The organism is Chryseobacterium sp. II3a (assembly GCF_057815135.1).
In genome coordinates this window covers 189,230-210,591 of the sequence record NZ_JBYPZJ010000005.1, presented here as the reverse complement: position 1 = coordinate 210,591, position 21,362 = coordinate 189,230, and the positions used below count along the sequence as shown (strand labels likewise).

Genomic DNA, 21,362 nt, shown 5'->3' with positions numbered 1-21,362 from the left:
TTAATTTTGAATCTTTTATGGGTTGGCTATTCTGTATGTTTTTCCAAAGAAAACTCTACATTTTTTTGACACTTTTTAACTTTCATACCTCGAAAAAAATCACGATATTTGTAAGTCTTTGCATATAGCAAGATTTTTAATATTTAATATGAGTCAAAAACAATATACAGCTAGTAGTATTCAGGCATTGGAAGGAATGGAGCACGTACGTATGCGTCCTTCAATGTACATTGGTGATGTGGGATTAAGAGGTCTTCATCATTTGGTTTATGAGGTAGTAGATAACTCTATCGATGAGGCATTGGCAGGATTCTGCGACACGATCTTTGTTGCCATTAAAGAAGGAAACGGAATCGAGGTTAGTGATAACGGTAGAGGTATTCCTGTTGACTTCCACGAAAAAGAACAAAAATCTGCTCTTGAAGTTGTAATGACGAAAATTGGAGCTGGTGGTAAGTTCGATAAAGATTCTTACAAGGTTTCAGGAGGTCTTCACGGAGTTGGAGTATCGTGTGTGAATGCACTTTCCAATGAAATGATCACTACTGTTTATAGAGACGGGAACGTTTATCAGCAGATATATTCAAAAGGAAAAGCTCAAACAGGAGTTGAAGAAATTGGAAATAGTGATAAAAGAGGAACTAAGCAGTTCTTCCAGCCGGATGATACTATTTTTACAGAATTAGTTTATAACTACGATACTTTAGCAAGCCGTTTAAGAGAGCTGTCTTACCTTAATAAAGGGATTACTATTACCCTTACCGATGAAAGAGAGAAATTGGAAGATGGATCTTTCAGATCAGAAGTTTTTCATTCTGAGGGAGGATTAAAGGAATTTGTTGCTTATATTGATGGAAACCGTGAATCTATTATGGAGCATGTGATTTTCATGGAAGGAGAGAGAGATAATATTCCTGTAGAAGTAGCCATGCGTTACAATACTTCTTTCAACGAGAACCTTCACTCATATGTAAACAATATCAACACTCATGAAGGGGGAACTCACTTAGCAGGTTTCAGACGTGCTTTAACGAGAACTCTTAAGAAATATGCGGATGATTTAGGGATTCCACAAAAAGAAAAAGTGGAAATTACAGGAGATGACTTCCGTGAGGGATTAACAGCTGTGATTTCAGTAAAAGTAATGGAACCTCAATTTGAAGGGCAGACGAAGACCAAACTAGGTAACTCTGAAGTTTCCGGTGCTGTAGATAAAATTGTAGGAGAAATGTTAACGAATTTCCTAGAAGAAAACCCTAATGAAGCCAAACAGATCGTTCAGAAAGTTGTTTTAGCTGCTAAAGCAAGACAGGCAGCTAAGAAAGCTCGTGAAATGGTTCAGAGAAAATCTCCAATGGGAGGTTCAGGACTTCCTGGAAAACTATCTGACTGTTCATCTAAAGATCCGGCAGAATCTGAAATCTTCCTTGTAGAGGGAGATTCCGCAGGTGGGACGGCTAAACAAGGACGTGATAGACACTTCCAAGCTATTCTTCCATTAAGAGGTAAAATTTTGAACGTAGAGAAATCTATGCTTCATAAAGTATATGATAACGAAGAGATTAGAAATATCTATACTGCTCTTGGAGTTTCTGTAGGTACAGAAGAAGATAGCAAGGCATTGAATATGGCTAAGTTAAGATACCATAAAATTGTTATCATGACCGATGCCGATATCGATGGATCTCACATTTCTACCTTGATTCTTACTTTCTTCTTCAGATATATGAAGGAACTTATTGAAAACGGATACATCTATATTGCTCAGCCGCCTTTATATCTATTAAAGAGAGGGAACAAAAAAGTATATGCTTACAACGAGAAAGAGCGTGAGGAATTTACTTTAGAGATGTCTCCGGATGGGAAAGGAGTTGAAGTACAACGTTACAAAGGTCTTGGAGAAATGAATCCAGAACAGCTTTGGGAAACAACTCTAAATCCTGAACACAGAATTCTGAAACAAGTAACGATTGATAATGCAGTAGAGGCAGATAGTGTTTTCTCAATGTTGATGGGAGATGAAGTTCCACCAAGACGAGAGTTTATCGAGAAAAATGCGAAATATGCAAAAATTGATGCATAACCGTTTTTAAAATATCAAAAAAAAGCTTCTAATTATTTAGAAGCTTTTTTTATATTTGGATAAACCAATAAAAAAATAATAATATGTTAACTCTTTTACAAACAGACCCCTATAACGGGGCAGATGCGGTTTCTGGTGCAGCCGCTGCAGGATTAGGGATTGGATCAATGTTCATGAGTTTACTTGTGTACTTATTCTATGGATATTGTATGTTCAAAATCTTTAAAAAGGCAGGCAGAGAAGATGCATGGGCTGCTTTTGTTCCTATATATAATATTATAGTCTTACTGGATATTGTAAAAAAACCAATATGGTGGATTATTTTATTTTGTATTCCGTTAGTTCAGTTATATCCAATTTGGGTTGTCAATGATAGATTGGCTAAAGGTTTCAATAAAGAAACCCCTCTCTATACAATCTTACTATTTTTCCTTGGATTCATTTTCATTCCTGTCCTAGGACTTGGAAGCGATACTTACGACAGTAAAAGAATTCCGAATGATTAAAAAATAAAAAAAGACTTCAGAAATGGAGTCTTTTTTATTTGACATTATAATGGTGTGTAGAATTTATTGTACTTTACTGTTTAATTAATTCTACAGATTTTGAATTATATTAATAGCTATTTATCTTAATTTTGAAAATACAGACAATATGAAACCTGCCGTTTCATTTCCCTATTTTAATCTTAAAATGATTGAAAAGGAATATACATTCAAACTGTCATTTTTGTTTGTATAGAATAAACTTTTGATTATTTACAGCCTTATAAGGTAGATTTAGGATAGTGCTTTTAAATATTAGCTAAGGCTCCACATAGTGGAGTCTTTATTATTTCATTAATTTGGGAATTTTAATTTATAAAATATTGTAAATTAGATTAGTAGATTGATTATAGAATAGCATTGCTTTTTTAAATACTATTTTTTTAAGTTTTATTTAACATTTGTTAAGATTTTATTACTTTTGTCCAATTGTAATAATCATGATGAAAATATTATTTATTGGGGCATTGTCTACAGCCTCACTATACTTTGCCCAAATCTATCCGGTATCTTCAATTCCAGAAAATTTAAAGAAAAATGCTAACGCAGTCATCAGAAAAGATCTGACAACAGTTCAGATTAATAAAATTGATGAAATAAAATACCAATACAACACTGTAACCACAGTTTTAAATAAAGATGGCAGTGAAAAAGCTATTGCCTATATTCCTTATGATAAAGCAAGAAGTATTTCTGATGTTAAAGTGATCATTTATGATGAATTCGGGAAAAAAATAAAAAGTTATTCCAAATCAGATTTCAGTGATTTTGCCAATAATACACAAGGTATCTTTTATTCTGATAACAGGATAATGGTTCTATTATATAATTCAGTTCAATATCCTTATACCATTGACTTTTCATATCAGTCTGAGGATAAGAACACTATTTTTATTCCTGATTTTCTACCATTTTATTCAACCAATACATCTTTGGAAGAAGCACAGATGAAAATTATCAATACCTCAGGAATTGATCTTCGGACTAAAATTTATCCCTCAAAATATAATTATACTTCCGTAATTGAAGCAGGAAATGGAAACGAAAAAACTTATTCTTATAAAAATGTTCCGGCAATAGATGATGTTTCGATGATTCCGGAGCCAGTTAAAATATTACCTAAAGTAAGTTTTGCCCTTAAAAAGTTCAATCTTGCTGGAAAACAAGGTACTTTGAATAACTGGACAGATTTTGGTACTTGGTATTATAATAATTTGATTGAACCTGCTGCTGTATCTACTCCTGAAATTAAGGCTGAAGTTGCTGCTTTACAACTTCAGGGTTCTGTAGAAGAAAAGGTAAAGAAAATTTATCAGTACATGCAGACCAAAACCAGATACATTTATGTAGGATTGGGAATTGGCGGCTGGCTTCCTATGATGCCTGATGAAGTACACAAAAAAGGATATGGTGATTGTAAAGGTCTTACCAACTATATGAAAACCTTGTTGAATGAAGCGGGAATACCTTCCTATTATTGCGTGATCAATTCAGGGCTTTCTCAGGTTTCATTTGACCCCGACTTTCCTAAAATGGGCGGAAACCATGCTATTTTAATGATCCCTACAGAAAATGGAAATATCTGGCTTGAAAATACATCACAACAGATAGCATTTAATCATTTAGGATCTAGTACTACAGATAGGAATGTGCTTTCTGTAAAGAAAAATGGGATAGAATTAATTAATACTCCTACCTATTCTGCAGATCAAAATAGAGAAAAACAAAATCTGAAAATAAAGATAGGTGAAGATAACAGTATTACCGGGGAAGGAAATTTTTTCTACACAGGAAATCAATACGATTATAACCTAGGTTTGGCAAATCTTAATCCAAAAGAAAAGAATGATGCCATTAAAAAAAGGTTTGATGTTTTAAACTTTGAAAAAGTTGAAATGAAAAACTTTGTCAATGATAAAAACAAAGCTGTCATTACCTATGATTTAGATTTTAAAACCCCTAATTATTGCAAAAATGCAGGAAATAGTCTCATTTTCAGAGCTGTTCCTATTTCTTCAGATGGTGTTTACAAAACAGATGAAAACCGTGAGCTTCCTTTTGAGGTTAGACAGTCTTTTGAGGATGAATATGAAATCAGTTTTATCATACCTAAAGGTTATAAAACAGATGAAACTCCTGATGATGTCAATATAAACTCCGAATTTGGGAATTATAAGCTAAGTTTTGTTAAAAATGATGACGGAATAAAAGTGACTCGAAAAATGCTTATTAATAAAGGAACTTTCCCCAAAGAGAGATACAATGATTATGTAGGGTTCAGGAAAAAGATCATAAACATGGATAATTCAAAAATTTTAATCACAAAAATATAAAGATGAAAAAAATAATATTAGTGCTGATATGTTCAGCAAATGTAATGATGCTTAAGGCTCAGAAGCATGAGTTCTTGGACCCTCCAAAGTTTTCTGATACAGATCTTTCCAAGCCTAAATCATTATTAGATGAAAATGCTCCTGCAGAAATTTTGTATAAATCTGTCCATTTTATAGTGGATGCCGGCTCAGGAGAGTTTGCTAAAAAATACTTTTACAGAGTAAAAATCTACGACAAAGATAAGGCTGAAGATTGGTTGAATCTTGAAATTCCCCTTTATCAGACAAGTACATCCAGAGAAACATTGGGAAAGTTTAAGGCTTTCACCTACAATCTGGAAAATGGAAAGACCGTTCCTTTAAAAGTTGAGAAAAGCTCACAATATAAAAGTAAGGAAAGTAAATATGTAAATGTCAATAAGTTTGCCTTTCCTAATGTAAAAAATGGCTCAGTAATCGAATATCAATATGAAATACTATCACCATTTATATACATGATTCCGGAGGTTTTAATTGAAACAGATACGCCATCTCTTTATACAGAGTATGTATTTGATGCACCCATTAGTATTTCATATAATATTAACTATACAGGAAGTCTGATGCCTAAGTATAGAATGGTGGAAGAGAAAAGTTTTGCAAGCGGACAGTATAAAGTATATAGATTTGGATTTGAAAACGTAAAAGGATTCAAGCCGGAAAAATTTGTTAGAAACGACAGAAACTTTAGAACAAAAATAAGTGCAGAGCTTCATTCTACCTATTTTAGAGAGCTTAAGCTGTATTCTTCCTCGTGGGATCAGATCAGTAAAAGTCTTTATGAAAGTGAGGGTTTTGGGGATGAATTAAAGAAAACGAGATTGGCAAAGGATAATATGCCGGCAGGTGTTTTGGAAATGAAATCTGATTTTGAAAAAGCCAATGCTATATTTTCATATGTTCAAAAAACATTTACATGGAATAAAGGAAGAGGAATTTACACTGATGATGGAATCAAAAAGATGCTGGAGACCAAAACAGGAAACTCTGCGGAAATTAACCTTTTCCTTGTTATGCTTCTCCGTGAGGCAGGGTTAAAAGCAGATCCAATGGTTATCTCTACGGTTGATAACGGATTAATCAATCTGGCTTCACCTAATGTTTCCAACATGAATAATGTATTGGCATCTGTAGATATAAGTGGGAATTATCATACTTACGATGCTACCTCCAAACAGTCTTCTATGGATGAACTTCCTTTGAGAGATTGGAATCAGTTTGGGATTTTGTTAACTAAAACAAAAGCTGTACAGATCCAGCTGCAGAATATGAAACAAAGCAGCACATTTCTGACAGTGGATGCTAAGCTTAACGATGATGGCAGTATTTCTGGATCTTATTCCGATAAAGATACAGGAACCTTTGCCATGTATTTAAAAGACAGCTATGATGAAAATCCTGAAAAATATAAAAAGCAGTATAAAGAAAATTATTCGATCGATTTTACAGGAATTGATTCAAAAGTATTAGATAATGGAGCGTTTGAAAGTACGATGAAGTTTTCATCATCCAACTTAATCGATAGAGTAGGAAAGAAGCTAATCATTAATCCAATGCTATTTTTAAGCAAGAATTCTAATGAATTTGATCAGACAGAAGCCCGAAAGTATCCTATTGATTTTGGTGCACCTACTACAAAAGTTAAAAAAGTAACCCTTGAAATTCCTGAAGGTTATATCATTGAAGAAATGCCAAAGAATAAAAAAATTGTAACAGAAGATAAGGAGATTGCGTACAGTTACAACATCGAACAAAAAGGAAATAAGCTGGAAATAACTTCCACTACAAAAGTGTCCAGTGCCGATTATCCCAAAGAATATTACCCGGCATTCAAACAAATCTGGAACGTTGCTTCCAAACATGAAAATCAGGTTATCAGCTTAGTAAAGAAATGATTATGTAATACTTTTAAGCATTTTTTTATTTTTTTGAATAAATTTTTTAAAACCATTCATCTTTTGAATGGTTTTTGTATTGAATATCAAAAATTAAAATTATGAAAAATACGATTGCCGTTCTTGCACTTTCTTCGTTCTTTGTTTTTACTGCCTGTAAGAAAAATGAAACAGCAGAAACATCAACAGAGAAAACGGAAAATAAAAAGCCTGAAGAATTTGCAGTAGATTCAGTAATAGTAAAAGATTCTACAAAAATTACGGATTCATTAAAACTTACCTATACCTCCAAATTATTGGTATTTCCTACTATAAAAGATAAAACGCTGCTAGACAGTATCTATTTTCAGAACGATAAAATAAAAGATTTTTCCAAGGCAGGATTGCAAACTTATCTAGAGAGTGAGAAGAATAATTATTTCAGCTCTGTAAAGAATGATAGTAAAGATTGGGCTTCAGACATTACATATGCTCAGGATTGGTACTCAAGCTCCCATATGAATCTTGTATCCAATACCAATGGGTATCTTCATATTCAGTATACAGGAAGCGGCTATGAAGGAGGAGCGCATGATAACTATGGATTTTCTGAAAGAATCTTTGATCTTAAAAATAATAAAAAACTAGAACTAAAAGATATTACCTCTACTCCCAAAAGTAAACTTGAAACCATGTTGATGAAAAATATCAATAATATCAACAGTGGGACAATGGATGGGGACGGAAGTGTAAAAAATTCTGAAATGCTGTTGGTTGAAAAGATTCCTGCTTCAGACAATTTCTATTTTGATGATAAAAATCTGTATTTTCATTACAGCCCCTATGAAATTGCGGCATTTGCAGCAGGAGATATCACGATTCCTATTTCATGGGAAGAGCTGAAAGGGACCTTAAATGCAGAATTTAAAGAAAGAATGAAAATTAAATAACTTAATGCTTCCGGGTTCAGGAAGCATTTTCTATTTTTGCGGTAATGGAAAAAGTAGCTTTTATCATCAATCCTTTTTCGGCCAAAAAGAATTATCAGCCGTTTTTGAAAGAACTTAAAAATAAAGTCGGTAATCCTTTGTATTATGTCTCAGAATCTATTCCGGGAACAGACGAATTTATCAAAACCCATTTTGATGAGGTTGATATTTTTGTAGCGATCGGAGGCGATGGAACTATTTCTACCGTTGCCAAGAATTTGATTTCTACAGATAAAATATTAGCAATCTTTCCGGCGGGCTCAGGAAATGGATTTTCCAATGAAACCCGTTTCAGTAAGAATCTGGACGAGCTTTTAGAGAAAATAAAGGCTAAGCAGTCCAGAAAAATAGATACTTTTACAGTCAATGATAGGCTTTCCATTAACGTTTCAGGAACAGGATTTGACGGAAAGGTAGTTAAAGAGTTTGAAAAAACTAGCCGCGGTTTCAAAAACTACATCAAAGTTTCATTGAAAACGTTTTTCAATTATAGACCGATTAAGGTTACTTTTTTTGATGAAGAATACAAACAGTACAACGGAAGATACCTGATGCTGAATATTGCCAATACCCGCCAATTTGGGAATAACGCCTATATTGCACCACAAGCAAGCAAAAGTGATGGATTGGTAGATATGGTATTGGTGAAAAAATTCCCGCTGACTTATTCTGCATTGTTTGCCTTCAGAATGTTTACCAAGAGGCTAAAAGATGATGAATATGTTACATATCTTCCTGTTTCAGAAATTTCATTTAAAGTCAATACCAAAAACTGGCACTTGGATGGTGAATTTAATAAGATAGAATCACCAATTCATGTGAAAGTACAGCCAGCTAGCTTGAATATTTTGATATAAGGTTCAAGATTTGCTAAATGTAGGGTATACACTTTTTTTATTCACAATTCACTTGCAAAACAAATTGATCATTGACATTCATTATTGTCAAGATTACTGCTCCAGTTGTTTCTCAATCACATGAGGGTTATCCAGACAATAGTGAAGCTGATCTTTATCTAATTGTTTTTCCCAATTAGCCACTACTACAGTGGCTACAGAGTTCCCGATAACATTCGTTAAGGCACGGCATTCACTCATAAATTTGTCAATTCCCAAGATGAGTGTCATTCCCGCAATTGGAATCTCCGGAACTACTGCTAAAGTTGCTGCCAATGTAACGAAACCTGCGCCGGTAACGCCAGCTGCACCTTTTGAGCTTAACATGGCAACCAAAAGAAGCATGAGTTGCTTTTCAATAGGAAGATGAATATTGAGGGCTTGAGCTATAAACAGAGAAGCGAGAGTCATATAAATATTAGTCCCATCAAGGTTAAAAGAATATCCGGTAGGAACTACAAGACCTACTATGGTTCGCGAGCAGCCTGCTTTTTCCATTTTCTCCATAAGACCAGGTAGGGCAGGTTCCGAAGAGCTTGTCCCCAAAACCAGAAGAAGTTCTTCCTTAAGGTAAAACAGCAGTTTGAAAATATTGAAACCATTATACCAGGCAACAGCACCTAAGACCAAAACAACAAAAAGAAAAGAGGTAATATAAAAAGTCGCCACAAGAAAAAGAAGATTCAGAATCGAATGTAGTCCATACTTTCCTATTGTAAATGCCATTGCTCCAAAAGCTCCAACTGGCGCAAGTTTCATCAGAATATGAACGATTTTGAATACCGGAGCAGATAAAGCCTGTAGAAAATCAGTTACTTTCTGGCTTTTTTCTTTGGTTAATACCAATGCAACACCCGTTAAAATAGCAACGAGTAGCACCTGAAGGATATTTTCGCCTACCAAAGGGCTAAAAAGGGTTTCAGGAATAATATTCATAATGAATCCTGTAAGAGTAGATTCATGAGCTTTTTTCTGATATTCTGAAACATTTCCGGTAAGAGTAGAAGGATCAATATTTAAACCATGACCTGGCTGTAAGAGATTTCCAACTACCAAACCGATGATAAGGGCGAGGGTAGAGAAGGTGAAGAAATAAATCATGGCTTTTACGGCAATTCTTCCTACCTTTTTTAGATCGGTCATGTGGGCAATTCCCAGAGTAAGCGTTATGAAAATGACCGGAGCAATGATCATTTTTACCAATTTGATAAAGCCGTCCCCTAAAGGTTTCATTTTTTCTCCCAGTTCAGGGTAAAAGTTTCCAAGAAGAATACCTGCAGTTATAGCAATGATCACCTGAAAATAAAGCTGATTGTATATTTTTTTTGCTTTCAATGAACAGTCGTTTTGTTTTTTTAAGGGCGAAAATTAAGAATTTTCCTCTTAAAAACTGACAAAAGTCATGAAAATTAATCTATGGGATTAAGATCTGATAGGTATAAAAAGGATTCGGCTTCATTAGTTGAAGACAAAACTGTCCCCAGAATGAAGCCGAAGCTATATTGTTGATGAAGAGAATGATTATTCCACTGCTACAGAATCGTCTCCACGTCCGTCTGCCACGGCATGAATGTTTCCGTTTTCGTCAAGGACAATCACTTCTGTTTTACCAATCTGTTTTACCTTTTCAAAAGTATAATTTTTCTTTTTCAGTTCATTAATAGTGCTTTCAGGGAAGTTATTTTCCACTTTTATGGTTTCCGGCAGCCACTGATGATGGAATTTAGGAGCGTTAACTGCAATATTTGCATTTTGCTTGAAATCAACTACATTAACGATAGATTGGTATACAGAGGTCGGAATGGTAGTTCCTCCCGGAGTTCCCACTACCATATAAGGTTTTCCGTTTTTAAGCAGAATGGTAGGAGTCATGGAAGAAAGCATTCTTTTATTCGGCTGAATAGCATTGGCTTCTCCACCTACTGCTCCAAACATATTCGGAACTCCTGGTTTGATGGAAAAATCATCCATTTCATTATTTAAGAAGAATCCTGCTCCGGAAACCAAAACTTTGCTTCCGTAATATCCGTTCAGGGTAGTGGTTACAGATGCGGCATTTCCATCCTTATCAAGCACGGAGATATGGGTGGTTTGAGTAGATTCTTTAGGCTGTTCTATGATTTTTCCTACTTCCGAACTTGGAGTAGCTTTATCAAAGCTGAAGCTTTTCCATCTGCCTTTTAAATAGTCATCCGAAATCAGATAAGAAGTTTTATCCTGAATAAAATCCGGGTCACCCATATATTCTGCTCTGTCTGCAAAAGCTCTTCTTTCCGCTTCTGTCATGATCTGGACAGCCTGTGCTGAGTTTTGCTGATATTTCTCAAGATTTTCAAAGCTTGCCATTCTTAGCATCTGAGCAAGAAGTAACCCTCCGCTGGAAGGTAATGGCATTGATACCACATTGTTCCCTTTATATTCAAACTCCAGGGCTTTTCTTTCTGCAACCTTATAATTTTTTAGGTCTTCCAGTGTAATGATTCCGTTTCCTTTTTTCATTTCAGAAATAAGAAGGTCTGCTGTTTTACCTTCATAGAATCCTTTTGCGCCTAGTTTTTGGATTAGTTTTAAGGTTTCTGCCAGATCTTTCTGTATTAAAAGATCGCCAGCTTTCCATGGAGCATCCTTCACGAAAATAATAGAAGATTTATTATGTTTCTTGAAATGTTCCTTATTGTTGTTAAGCATATCAGCTTCCTGCTCAGTAATGGCAAACCCTTGTTCTGCAAGATCAATAGCCGGCTGAATTATTTTTTCCATCGGAAGTTTGCAGTATTTCAGCGTAGCAAAAAAACCAGCAACACTTCCTGGAATACCTACTGCCAGGCGTCCGTTTTGAGATAAATCAGTGTTGGCTTTACCATTTTTATCGAGATACATGTCTCTGGAAGCTTTTTTAGGAGCTGTTTCGCGGTAATCTAAAGTGAATTTTTCGCCATTATTTTTTACTCCTACCAGAAACCCGCCACCACCAATGTTTCCTGCCTGTGGATATACAACGGCTAAAGCGTACTGGGTCGCCGTAATGGCATCATAAGCATTTCCTCCCATTCTAAGGATTTTAGCCCCCGCTTCACTTGCTAATGGGTGTGCAGAGACCACTACACCTTTATTTTTAACCTTTACCTCCTTTACAATATTGATATCTGTAAACTGGGCCCAGCTAAGCTGGCTGGCTAATATAATCGAAGCAATTAAGATCTTCTTCATAATGATTGTTTTTCTTATAACAAAAATATGGAAATTAGATCAATAACCTGGGTTTGGAATAATGAAAGTCAGGAGGGGTGGTTGGGAAGCTGGAAGAGGGGAGCTGGAAGTTTCTGTTGGTTTTATAACCTATGTAAGGGTGCTCATAGGTTATATTGTTGATTTTTCAGGGTTTTAAGACTTTAATAGGTTCCTTCTTCAAGCGTCAGGCTTCCTGCTTTTCCCAGTATTTAACTTAGAAAATTTTCATGGCAATTTGGGAATACATTTTAAATTCACCTTTATTATTATGGTTGACATGTTTTTTTTACTTTTGTACAATTCTAAAAAAAATCTGAAAAATGGAATCCTATACGGAAAGAATACTAATTACAGGTGCCTTGGGACAAATCGGCACCGAGCTTACCAACAGACTTGTTGAAATTCACGGAGCGGAAAATGTTGTCGCTTCAGGTCTGGACAGATGGCAGGAAGGAATTACTTCAGCAGGTCATTATGAGAGAATGGATGTTACCAATACTCAATTAGTGAGACAGGTCATAAAAGATTATGACATTACTACAGTGTATCACCTTGCTTCCCTTTTATCCGGAACTTCGGAAAAACAGCCAATTTTTGCTTGGAAATTAAATCTTGAACCTCTTCTTCATTTTTGTGAAATGGCGAAAGAAGGGCTTCTTAAAAAGATTTTCTGGCCAAGTTCAATCGCGGTGTTTGGAAAAGGAATTCCAAAGCATGAGGTGGGACAGGATGTTGTGCTGAATCCAACAACAGTTTATGGAATTTCTAAGATGGCAGGGGAGAAGTGGTGTGAATATTACTTCGACAAATATGGAGTGGATGTAAGAAGTATCAGATATCCTGGATTAATCTCTTGGAAGACTCCGGCTGGTGGAGGAACAACAGACTATGCTGTTGAGATTTTCTATAAAGCAATTGAGGAAGGAAAGTATACAAGCTTTATTTCCGAGAATACAGGAATGCCAATGTTGTATATGGATGATGCGATCAATGCTACCCTGAAATTAATGGATGCTCCGAAGGAAAGTTTGACCGTTCGTTCATCTTATAATTTAGGTGGAATGTCATTTACACCAAAAGAATTGGCAGAAGAAATCAAGAAAGAAATCCCGGATTTCAGTATTGATTATAACCCGGATTTCAGACAGGCAATTGCAGATTCATGGCCGGCTTCTATTGATGATTCCGTTGCTAAAAAAGATTGGGGACTGACTTACGATTTCGGAATTTCCGAAATGTCAAAAGATATGATTAAGAATCTTAAAGTAAAATTAGCTAAGAATTAATAATATAAAGTAATACTTTAATTAAATATTATTTTAACATTTGATTTTTAATTAATTATAATTTTTATCTAAAATTTAATTTAAATGATATTATTGACTTTTAACATTGCAAAAATTGAAGCTGGAACGAAAAAAGGTTTCCAGATTACCGCTGATGAAAGGTTGAAAATAACAGAAGAGAATACAAAAGCGATTCTCAGAATTTTAGATATTCATGATACAAAAGCAAGTTTTTTTATAGAGATTTCTCTCACTGAAAAATTGCAAAATCTTATAAAAGCAATTTCATCCAAAGGGCATGAAATTGCTTTTTATAATCAAGGTTCAAATCTTGAAGAAATCGAAAACGCCAAGAAGAATATTCAGGATCTTCTGGAGAAACAAATCAGAGGAATTCGTCAGAAAGACGTAAAAATTCCACAGGAAAGTCTGAAGCTTTTAGAGTTTAACTATCTCTCTAATATCGACAATGCTAATATTCTTTTTCCGTTCAAACGTCTGAAAAGAGATACTGAAATTACAGAAGAAGACGGATTAAGTATTGTGCCGGAAAGTATCTCTCCATACAGCCAATTACCTTATAATGATTTTGTATTTCAGATTCTGCCTATGAAGTATTATCAGAATATGGTGATGGAGACCTTACAGAATGAAGAATTTGTACTGATTTATCTTAACATCTGGCAGTTTACAGATTTTAATAAATACCGTTTTGATATTCCTTTTTACAGAAAATTGTTTTCAGGCCGAAAAATGGAGGATAAGCTGGAGGATTTTCTTTCTTTTATCAATGAAAAAGAAATGGCCACTTCCCGTATGAAGGATTATATTTTTTAGGTGGCAGACGTTAGGTAGTAGGTTTCAGGTTAAAGGGATTAGGGATTAGGGATTTAGAGTTTGACGTTGTAGATAACAGGAGCAAAAACAATCCGTAACTCGCAACCAAACAACCAGCAACTAATAACTCGCATCCCAAAGCCCGGACCTTTAGCTCAACTCAAAAAGAGTAATTTCCGGCAATACTCCAACTCTTCCCGGATATCCCAATACGCCAAATCCTCTGTTGACATACAGTAATTTTCCTTCACTCTCATATAAATCAGCCCATTTGGGATATTTATACTGTACTGGTGACCATTTTATATTTTTAAGATCTAAGCCAAACTGCATTCCGTGAGTATGTCCTGAAAGGGTCAAATGGATGTTTCCCGGATGTTTTTTTACTACATAATCAAAATGGGTAGGGTCATGGCTCATTAAAATCTTAGTGGCTGATTCAGGAACTCCTTTTAAGGCATTATCAATTTTACCAAACTGAGGGAAAGGTTTAAGTCCCCAGTTTTCAACACCAAGGATGTAGATTTTCTCTCCGTTTCTCTCAATCACTCGATGTTCGTTTCTTAGCATGTCAAATCCAGCCTGCTTCTCATAATCGATCAGGGTGTCAAGGTTTTTCTTTTTGGCATCAGGAGAATTCCAGGTTACATAATCTCCATAATCGTGATTTCCTAATACAGCAAGTTTACCATCTTTCGCTTTAATCTTTGAAAACAAAGGAATGAAAGGCTTGAACTCATCTGCAACATTATTCACCATGTCTCCGGTGAATAAAACAAGGTCAGGCTTTTGTTCATTAATCAGATCAACAGCATGTTGTAGTTTGCTTGGGTCGGAAAAACTTCCACTGTGAACATCGGAGATCTGAATGATTTTATATCCTTTAAAGCTTTTCGGCAGATTGGTGAAATTTACTCTTACTCTCCTTACTTTATGTCTGTATTTTCCAAACGTAATACCATCTATGAAAAGAGCTGAAAGAACACCGCTCATTCCTAATCCAACAAGGCTCAGGAACTTCCTTCTCTCCGGGAAGAAATTCTCCGAAGGTTTTGCGAAACCAATCAGATAACCTCCGATTCTGATGAGATCATCAATTAATAAGAATAAAACAATAAATATTTTTGGAAGGATAAATACCAGAAATAGGGAGATCATGATCTGGGCTCTCACAGTACTTCGATCTGACTTCTGGTAGTGGGTGACTTCGTAAGCGAATATTCCGTATACGAGTAAAGAAATTACCCAATAGCTGGCTCTTATCCAGAAATTATCGGTCAGTGTTCTTACAGCCTGATAAATATAAACTTCCAGAAATAGGAAGATTCCGGCGATAATTAGAAAATTCTTTTGCATATTCTGATTCAAAAAAAGCACAAAAGAAGACTTCCTTTGTGCTTTTTATATTTTTAATTAAAATTATTTTTAAGGAAATCTGTAAACGATAGCATTGATGTTCATTCCGGCACCTACCGAAGTCATTACAATGTTACCATTCTCTTTAAACGATTGACCCTCCATTTTTCCTTTAATTATTAAATCATACATAGTAGGAATGGTTGCAACAGACGTATTTCCAAGGTCTTGGATTGTCATAGGAGAGATGGCGTGATCATATTCTTTCACTTCATAAAGTCTGTGAAGTCTTTCGATCATTGCGTAATCCATTTTTGCATTAGCCTGGTGGATAAGGATTTTATCGATATCTTCAATAGAAAGGCCAGCATCTGTAATGGTATCTTTGATGGCTACAGGAACATTTTTAAGAGCATATTCATAGATTTTTCTACCTAACATTCTTACATATAAACGTTTTTGATCTACTTCTTTGTTGATAGAAGGTTGATTTTCAAGATAGTTTAATTCAGGGCCGTTATCGCAAATTGTATTGTGAGCGATAATCCCTACATTTTCTTCATCAGTTGCTTTTACCACTACTGCACCGGCACCGTCAGCAAAGATCATTCTGTTTCTGTCGTGTGGATCTGTTACACGGCTTAAAGTTTCAGCTCCAATAATGAGAATGGTTTTGGCTACTTTAGCTTTGATAAGGTTATCTGCTAAAATCATACCTTCCACCCATCCAGGGCATCCGAAAATCATGTCATACGTTACACATTTTCTGTTTTTGATTCCCAGTTTATTTTTAACTCTCGCTGCCATTGTTGGCATAAAGTCCGCATATCCGTTCTCAGTAACTTCCCCGAAATTACTAGCGTAAATGATATAATCCAGTTCTTCACCGTCTACTTTTGCATCCTCAAGGGCAATTTTTGCGGCTTCATAACCGATCTGTGAATTGGAAAGATCATCCTCAATGAATCTCCTGTTTTCGATTTCTGTAATTTCTACAAACTTCGCAATGGTCTCTTCCACAGGCTTTTCAATCTTTACTCCGTCCTCAGTGTAGAACTCGGAATTCATAAAGTAATCTCTACCAATAACTCTGTTCGGAATGTAAGATCCAGAGCCAATAATGATCGTATTCGGCATTCGTTTATATGATTTTTTTAAAGATGCAAAGTTAATAATTAATATTAATAACGGAGAATTAAAAATATTATTAAATTTGCAAAAATTGTACTTTACAATCTATGAAAAACAACCCATCCTTAAAAGGCTTACTTATTGCAGGTGTGGCGTTTATCGTTGCCTTTGGGATCTACTTCCTTTTTTTAGCCAAGAAGAATTATTATGTGGTAGATAATCCTACCCCGAACACGTATTACTTTAAGATCAATAATGGTTCTGAAGGTATTATATCAGCGGGGCAGTATGTGCATGTGGATTTGAATAAGGGAAAAAACTCTATTCAGGTTTTCGATCAGAATAAAAAAATGCTTTACGATTCAGCATTTGAAGTCAACAAACTTCGTGGTCTGCTCAATATCGCGCATCAGGATTACTACGTGAATGATCAGTACTACGGGTATAACCTTAAAAAAGATTCGTTATTGACAGCGCTTGACAAGACTGTGATTGACGGAAAGGATTACTACGGAGGAGCAAAGCGTTTCAATAAGCTTTACACAGAAGATTTTTATTACAATGTAGATGAAGATTATGACAAGGTGATCAAGAATGTCCAGAAAGTGGAATCGAGATCAAAGGTCTTCAGAAAACAGGATTTCCTAAATTATTATAAAGAATATTACAAGTTTTAAGTTTTGACAAAAGATATCACTAAAGTTACTCCCTACAATTCTGAGGCTACAAAGAAAAGCCAGGTAGAGGATATGTTCGACAATATTGCGCCGAAGTATGACCTTTTGAACCATGTTTTATCCATGAAAATTGACGTTTTATGGAGAAATACATTGGTGAAATGGATGAAAAATGATAACCCGCAAGAAGTGCTGGATGTGGCTACAGGAACGGGAGATCTGGCAATTACTATTGAAAAAGGAACCGGTTCAAAAGTAGTTGGTTTAGATTTATCACAACAAATGCTCAATGTTGGCGTTATTAAAATAAAAAAACTTAAATTAGACGGCAAAATTTCCATGCAAAAAGGAGATGCAGAAAATTTACCTTTCGAGGACAATAGATTTGATGCTGTTTCCGTTGCATTTGGAGTAAGGAATTTTGAGAACCTTACCAAAGGTTTGGCAGAGTTAAGAAGAGTAGTGAAAGATAACAAGAGTGTTTATATACTGGAGTTTTCAAAGGTTGAGGGTTTCATGGGACCATTTTATATGTTTTATTTCAAAAATATATTGCCTGCAATAGGTAGGTTGGTTTCTAAAGATAATAGGGCGTATACATACCTTCCGGATTCTGTAAATGCTTTTCCTTTTGGGGAGAAGATGAAGCAAATTCTTTTAGATACGGGATTTAAGAAAGTTGAATATAAAAAACTAAGTTTAGGTATAGCCACAATTTATAAAGCAACAAAGTAACCTATGAATAAATTTCTATTAAAAGCACTGGTTTTAACCTCAGTAAATGTTGCCGTTTTTGCAAACGCGCAATTTAGAACCCGAAACAGAATGGATAAGTTGGAAGATTTCGACGAGCAGAAATTCAGTTGGGGTTTTTATTTGAACGGGAATAAACTGGGCTACCGAATCGTATTACATCCAACCTATGGGATGAAAGATAATCAAAATCTTGTTACCAGTACCAAGGAAAGTTACAGTTTCGGTGCCGGGCTTATTGCAAAATGGAGACTGAATGATTATCTGGATGTAAGAGCAGAGCCGGGGCTGCAGTTTGCACAAAGACAGTTGACTTTTAATACTCAATCCAATGATGCGTATGCAGGTGGGTCTGTAACTAATCCTCCTTTCACGCCAATCCCTTTACAGGAAAAAGATAAAGTAAGGGATATTAAATCTACATTGGTTGACATTCCGGTACTTTTGGAGCTTCACGGGCGAAGATGGTATAATTCAAGACCTTATGTTGCTGCGGGGGTGAACTACATAGTGAACCTACAGTCTAATTCCAGTTCTACAGATGACAATATGCAGCAGATCTTCAGATCTACTACCCACAACTTCGCATGGTCTGCAGAAATGGGAATTCAGTTTTATTTTAACAAATTTAAATTGACGCCTGCCATAAGAGGAACATTCTTCATGAATAATGAAAAAGTGGCTGATAATGCTACTACACCTCCTTACTGGGCTTCTGCAGTATCTACTTTACAGACCAGAGCGATAATGTTCGTACTGAAATTTGAATAAGAAATTATCCTATTAAAAATACTCAGGAGATGCTTTTGCATCTCCTTTTTTGTGGGGAGATCAAAATATACGACTATTTATTTTTGTTAGTGTTAATATTTTTTTATTTTTGCTTCTAGTTAGAATATACAAACCTGAAATGCTTCAAGATTTAGAAAACAATTTTTCAGAATTAGAGAGAAAAATTTTGGCTCTGCAAAAGAATTACAGAAATCTTACTGAAAAGTTATCAGAATTAAGTAGTGAGCATGAAGAGCTGAAGGTGAAATATGATGAGGAGAGAAGAAGAAATCAGGTATTAGCAGAAGAACAAAAAAATATAAAACTTTATTCAGCAATATCAGGAAATCCTGAACACAATAGGTTAATGAAAAACCATATCAACAGATTGGTAAAAGAAATTGATTTCTGTATTGCTCAGCTTCAAAACAGTGGATTATAATGGAGGTAAGGAGAATAACCGTCAACATTGCAGGAAGAGTATATCCGCTGAACGTACCGGCAGCAGAGGAGGAAACTTTGCGTAAGGTAGGGAAGCAGATCGAGAATATGATTAAAGATTTTGAACAAAACTTCGATGTAAGAGATAAACAGGATGCTTTGGCGATGTGTGCCCTGAAACTGGGAACCAATGCAGAAGTAGTATCTCTTAACTACGAGAAAAATATTAATTCAACCAACGAGAGATTGCAACAGATTAATCAATCGTTGAATGAAATCGGGAAATAGATTTTTTTTCCTGAACAAACTGCCTACAATAATTCTAACACATTAAAGGTAAACTCAACGCTAAACAATTACCGAACAAATGTCCTCTGAATGGCGTGCCGGTCTTCCGGATTACAGACAGTGGAAATCAGTTCAAATCGTGTTGATTAGGAGTTTACTCTCAATCTCTGGATTATTGTAGGCTTTTTTATTTTTAAAGGATATGAATACAATTAAAACTCAATATACATTATGATAGAAGTTATAGTCGGTGTTGTATGTTTAGTAATCGGGGCTGCTGTGGGGTTATTTTTCTCCAGGAGTTCTCTGAATACTAAAGCAAAATTTATTATAGATGATGCAAAGAAAAACGCCGAAAACCTTATAGAAAAAGCTAACGTACAGGCTGAATCCATAAAGAAAGAAAAGAATCTTCAGGCTAAAGAAAAATTCCTTGAACTGAAATCACAGCATGATGCTGATATCCAGGCCCGCGAGAAAAAAATGCAGGAAGCTGAAAAAAGAACGAAGGATAAGGAACACAAAGTGACTGACGAACTTAGTAAGACTGCAAAATTAGAGAAAGATCTAGACAGACAAATTGCAGATTACGCTAAGAAGAACGAAATTCTAGACAGAAAACAGCAGGAATTAGATATTGCTACTACTAAAAAAGTAGAGATCCTTGAAAAAATCTCTAATTATACCGCTGATGAAGCTAAAGCAGAATTGGTAGAAACCATGAAGGCTGAAGCTAAAACAAGAGCTCAGGCTCATGTTCAGAGCATCATGGAAGAAGCTCAGCTGAATGCTAAAAACGAAGCGAGAAAGATTGTTATCCAAACGATCCAGAGAATCGGGACCGAGCAGGCTATCGAAAACTCAGTATCAGTATTCAACATTGAATCTGATGAAGTAAAAGGTAGAATCATTGGTAGAGAAGGTAGAAACATCCGTGCTTTAGAAGCAGTAACAGGAGTTGAGATTATTGTAGATGATACTCCGGAAGCTATTCTTCTTTCATGCTTCGATCCGGTAAGAAGAGAAATTGCAAGATTATCACTTCACAGATTGGTTACCGATGGTAGAATTCACCCGGCAAGAATCGAAGAAGTTGTAGAAAAGACAAGAAAACAAATTGAAGAGGAGATCATTGAAGTAGGAAAAAGAACGATTATTGATTTAGGAATCCACGGATTACATCCTGAATTAATCAAGATCGTTGGTAGAATGAAATATCGTTCTTCTTATGGACAGAACTTATTACAGCACTCAAGAGAAGTAGCAAACATTGCTGCAACAATGGCTGCTGAATTAGGATTAAATGTTAAGTTAGCTAAGAGAGCAGGTCTTTTACACGATATCGGTAAAGTTCCTGAGCAGGAATCAGAATTACCACATGCTTTATTAGGAATGCAGTGGGCTGAGAAATATGGTGAAAACCCAGAAGTAGTGAATGCTATTGGAGCTCACCACGACGAAATTGAAATGAAGTCTCTACTATCTCCAATCATTCAGGTAGCCGATGCCATCTCAGGAGCAAGACCGGGAGCAAGAAGACAAGTACTGGAATCTTACATCCAGAGACTAAAAGATCTTGAATCTGCAGCATTAAGCTTCGATGGAGTATCAAGTGCTTATGCAATTCAGGCAGGTAGAGAACTAAGAGTAATGGTGGAGAGTGGAAAAGTAAACGACGAAGTTGCTTCTCAACTTTCTTACGATATCTCTGAAAAGATCCAGAATGAACTTACTTACCCTGGACAGGTGAAGGTAACCGTAATCAGAGAAACAAGAGCCGTGAATATTGCAAGATAATAATCGGAATAAGATATTTTATAAAAACCTTTCAA

18 protein-coding genes are annotated in these 21,362 nt (G+C 35.5%); 14 read left to right on the top strand and 4 right to left on the bottom strand.

What is annotated here, in order from left to right; all coding sequences use genetic code 11:
- The first annotated feature begins 148 nt into the window (after positions 1-148).
- The 6 genes from gyrB to AC3HD6_RS14075 all read left to right on the top strand — a co-directional run bounded on the left by gyrB (position 149) and on the right by AC3HD6_RS14075 (position 8,720).
- Positions 149-2,083: a DNA topoisomerase (ATP-hydrolyzing) subunit B gene (gyrB, locus tag AC3HD6_RS14100; protein WP_488896911.1), complete on the top strand. Its 1,935-nt coding sequence runs from the start codon at positions 149-151 to the stop codon at positions 2,081-2,083.
- Between the two features lie 83 nt (positions 2,084-2,166).
- Complete coding sequence (locus AC3HD6_RS14095) at positions 2,167-2,589, top strand: DUF5684 domain-containing protein (protein WP_488896910.1); 423 nt, start codon at positions 2,167-2,169, stop codon at positions 2,587-2,589.
- Positions 2,590-3,068: 479 nt separating this feature from the next.
- On the top strand, positions 3,069-4,961 hold the full coding sequence (locus AC3HD6_RS14090) for a DUF3857 domain-containing transglutaminase family protein (RefSeq protein ID WP_488896909.1): 1,893 nt from the start codon (positions 3,069-3,071) through the stop codon (positions 4,959-4,961).
- A 2-nt stretch (positions 4,962-4,963) separates the two neighbouring features.
- The gene (locus tag AC3HD6_RS14085; RefSeq protein WP_488896908.1) at positions 4,964-6,895 is read left to right on the top strand and encodes a transglutaminase-like domain-containing protein; all 1,932 of its coding nucleotides are present in this window, start codon (positions 4,964-4,966) and stop codon (positions 6,893-6,895) included.
- Positions 6,896-6,996: 101 nt separating this feature from the next.
- Complete coding sequence (locus AC3HD6_RS14080; protein WP_488896907.1) at positions 6,997-7,824, top strand: RsiV family protein; 828 nt, start codon at positions 6,997-6,999, stop codon at positions 7,822-7,824.
- A 44-nt stretch (positions 7,825-7,868) separates the two neighbouring features.
- Positions 7,869-8,720, top strand: coding sequence for a diacylglycerol/lipid kinase family protein (locus tag AC3HD6_RS14075; RefSeq protein ID WP_488896906.1), 852 nt, complete (start codon positions 7,869-7,871; stop codon positions 8,718-8,720).
- 93 nt (positions 8,721-8,813) lie between these two features.
- On the opposite strand, the gene AC3HD6_RS14070 is transcribed toward AC3HD6_RS14075, so the two are convergent.
- Entirely contained in the window at positions 8,814-10,094 is a 1,281-nt protein-coding gene (locus AC3HD6_RS14070; protein ID WP_488896905.1) for a dicarboxylate/amino acid:cation symporter, read from the bottom strand.
- A gap of 186 nt (positions 10,095-10,280) precedes the next feature.
- The gene (ggt, locus tag AC3HD6_RS14065) at positions 10,281-11,969 is read right to left on the bottom strand and encodes a gamma-glutamyltransferase (RefSeq protein ID WP_488896904.1); all 1,689 of its coding nucleotides are present in this window, start codon (positions 11,967-11,969) and stop codon (positions 10,281-10,283) included.
- 341 nt (positions 11,970-12,310) lie between these two features.
- Between ggt and AC3HD6_RS14060 the strand changes: the two genes are divergently transcribed.
- Entirely contained in the window at positions 12,311-13,276 is a 966-nt protein-coding gene (locus AC3HD6_RS14060) for an NAD-dependent epimerase/dehydratase family protein (RefSeq protein WP_488896903.1), read from the top strand.
- Positions 13,277-13,360: 84 nt separating this feature from the next.
- A complete protein-coding gene (locus tag AC3HD6_RS14055; RefSeq protein WP_488896902.1) occupies positions 13,361-14,113 on the top strand; it encodes a polysaccharide deacetylase family protein in 753 nt (250 codons plus the stop codon).
- 150 nt (positions 14,114-14,263) lie between these two features.
- Here the strand turns inward: AC3HD6_RS14055 and AC3HD6_RS14050 are convergent, their stop codons facing one another.
- Both AC3HD6_RS14050 and AC3HD6_RS14045 read right to left on the bottom strand, forming a co-directional pair.
- A complete protein-coding gene (locus tag AC3HD6_RS14050; protein ID WP_488896901.1) occupies positions 14,264-15,469 on the bottom strand; it encodes a metallophosphoesterase in 1,206 nt (401 codons plus the stop codon).
- A 69-nt stretch (positions 15,470-15,538) separates the two neighbouring features.
- Complete coding sequence (locus AC3HD6_RS14045) at positions 15,539-16,606, bottom strand: 3-oxoacyl-ACP synthase III family protein (RefSeq protein WP_488896900.1); 1,068 nt, start codon at positions 16,604-16,606, stop codon at positions 15,539-15,541.
- 101 nt (positions 16,607-16,707) lie between these two features.
- Between AC3HD6_RS14045 and AC3HD6_RS14040 the strand changes: the two genes are divergently transcribed.
- From AC3HD6_RS14040 to rny, 6 genes are all read left to right on the top strand, one after another.
- Positions 16,708-17,277, top strand: coding sequence for a hypothetical protein (locus AC3HD6_RS14040; RefSeq protein ID WP_045495171.1), 570 nt, complete (start codon positions 16,708-16,710; stop codon positions 17,275-17,277).
- A gap of 3 nt (positions 17,278-17,280) precedes the next feature.
- Positions 17,281-18,012, top strand: coding sequence for a bifunctional demethylmenaquinone methyltransferase/2-methoxy-6-polyprenyl-1,4-benzoquinol methylase UbiE (gene ubiE, locus AC3HD6_RS14035; protein WP_068942560.1), 732 nt, complete (start codon positions 17,281-17,283; stop codon positions 18,010-18,012).
- A 3-nt stretch (positions 18,013-18,015) separates the two neighbouring features.
- Positions 18,016-18,801, top strand: a complete 786-nt coding sequence (gene porT / locus AC3HD6_RS14030) for a type IX secretion/gliding motility protein PorT/SprT (protein WP_488896899.1) — start codon at positions 18,016-18,018, stop codon at positions 18,799-18,801.
- 139 nt (positions 18,802-18,940) lie between these two features.
- A complete protein-coding gene (locus tag AC3HD6_RS14025) occupies positions 18,941-19,243 on the top strand; it encodes a hypothetical protein (RefSeq protein WP_068942564.1) in 303 nt (100 codons plus the stop codon).
- Positions 19,243-19,530, top strand: a complete 288-nt coding sequence (locus tag AC3HD6_RS14020; protein ID WP_045495179.1) for a cell division protein ZapA — start codon at positions 19,243-19,245, stop codon at positions 19,528-19,530. Before AC3HD6_RS14025 ends, AC3HD6_RS14020 begins: the two co-directional genes overlap by 1 nt.
- Positions 19,531-19,761: 231 nt before the next feature.
- The gene (rny, locus tag AC3HD6_RS14015; protein ID WP_488896898.1) at positions 19,762-21,327 is read left to right on the top strand and encodes a ribonuclease Y; all 1,566 of its coding nucleotides are present in this window, start codon (positions 19,762-19,764) and stop codon (positions 21,325-21,327) included.
- Positions 21,328-21,362 lie beyond the last annotated feature (35 nt).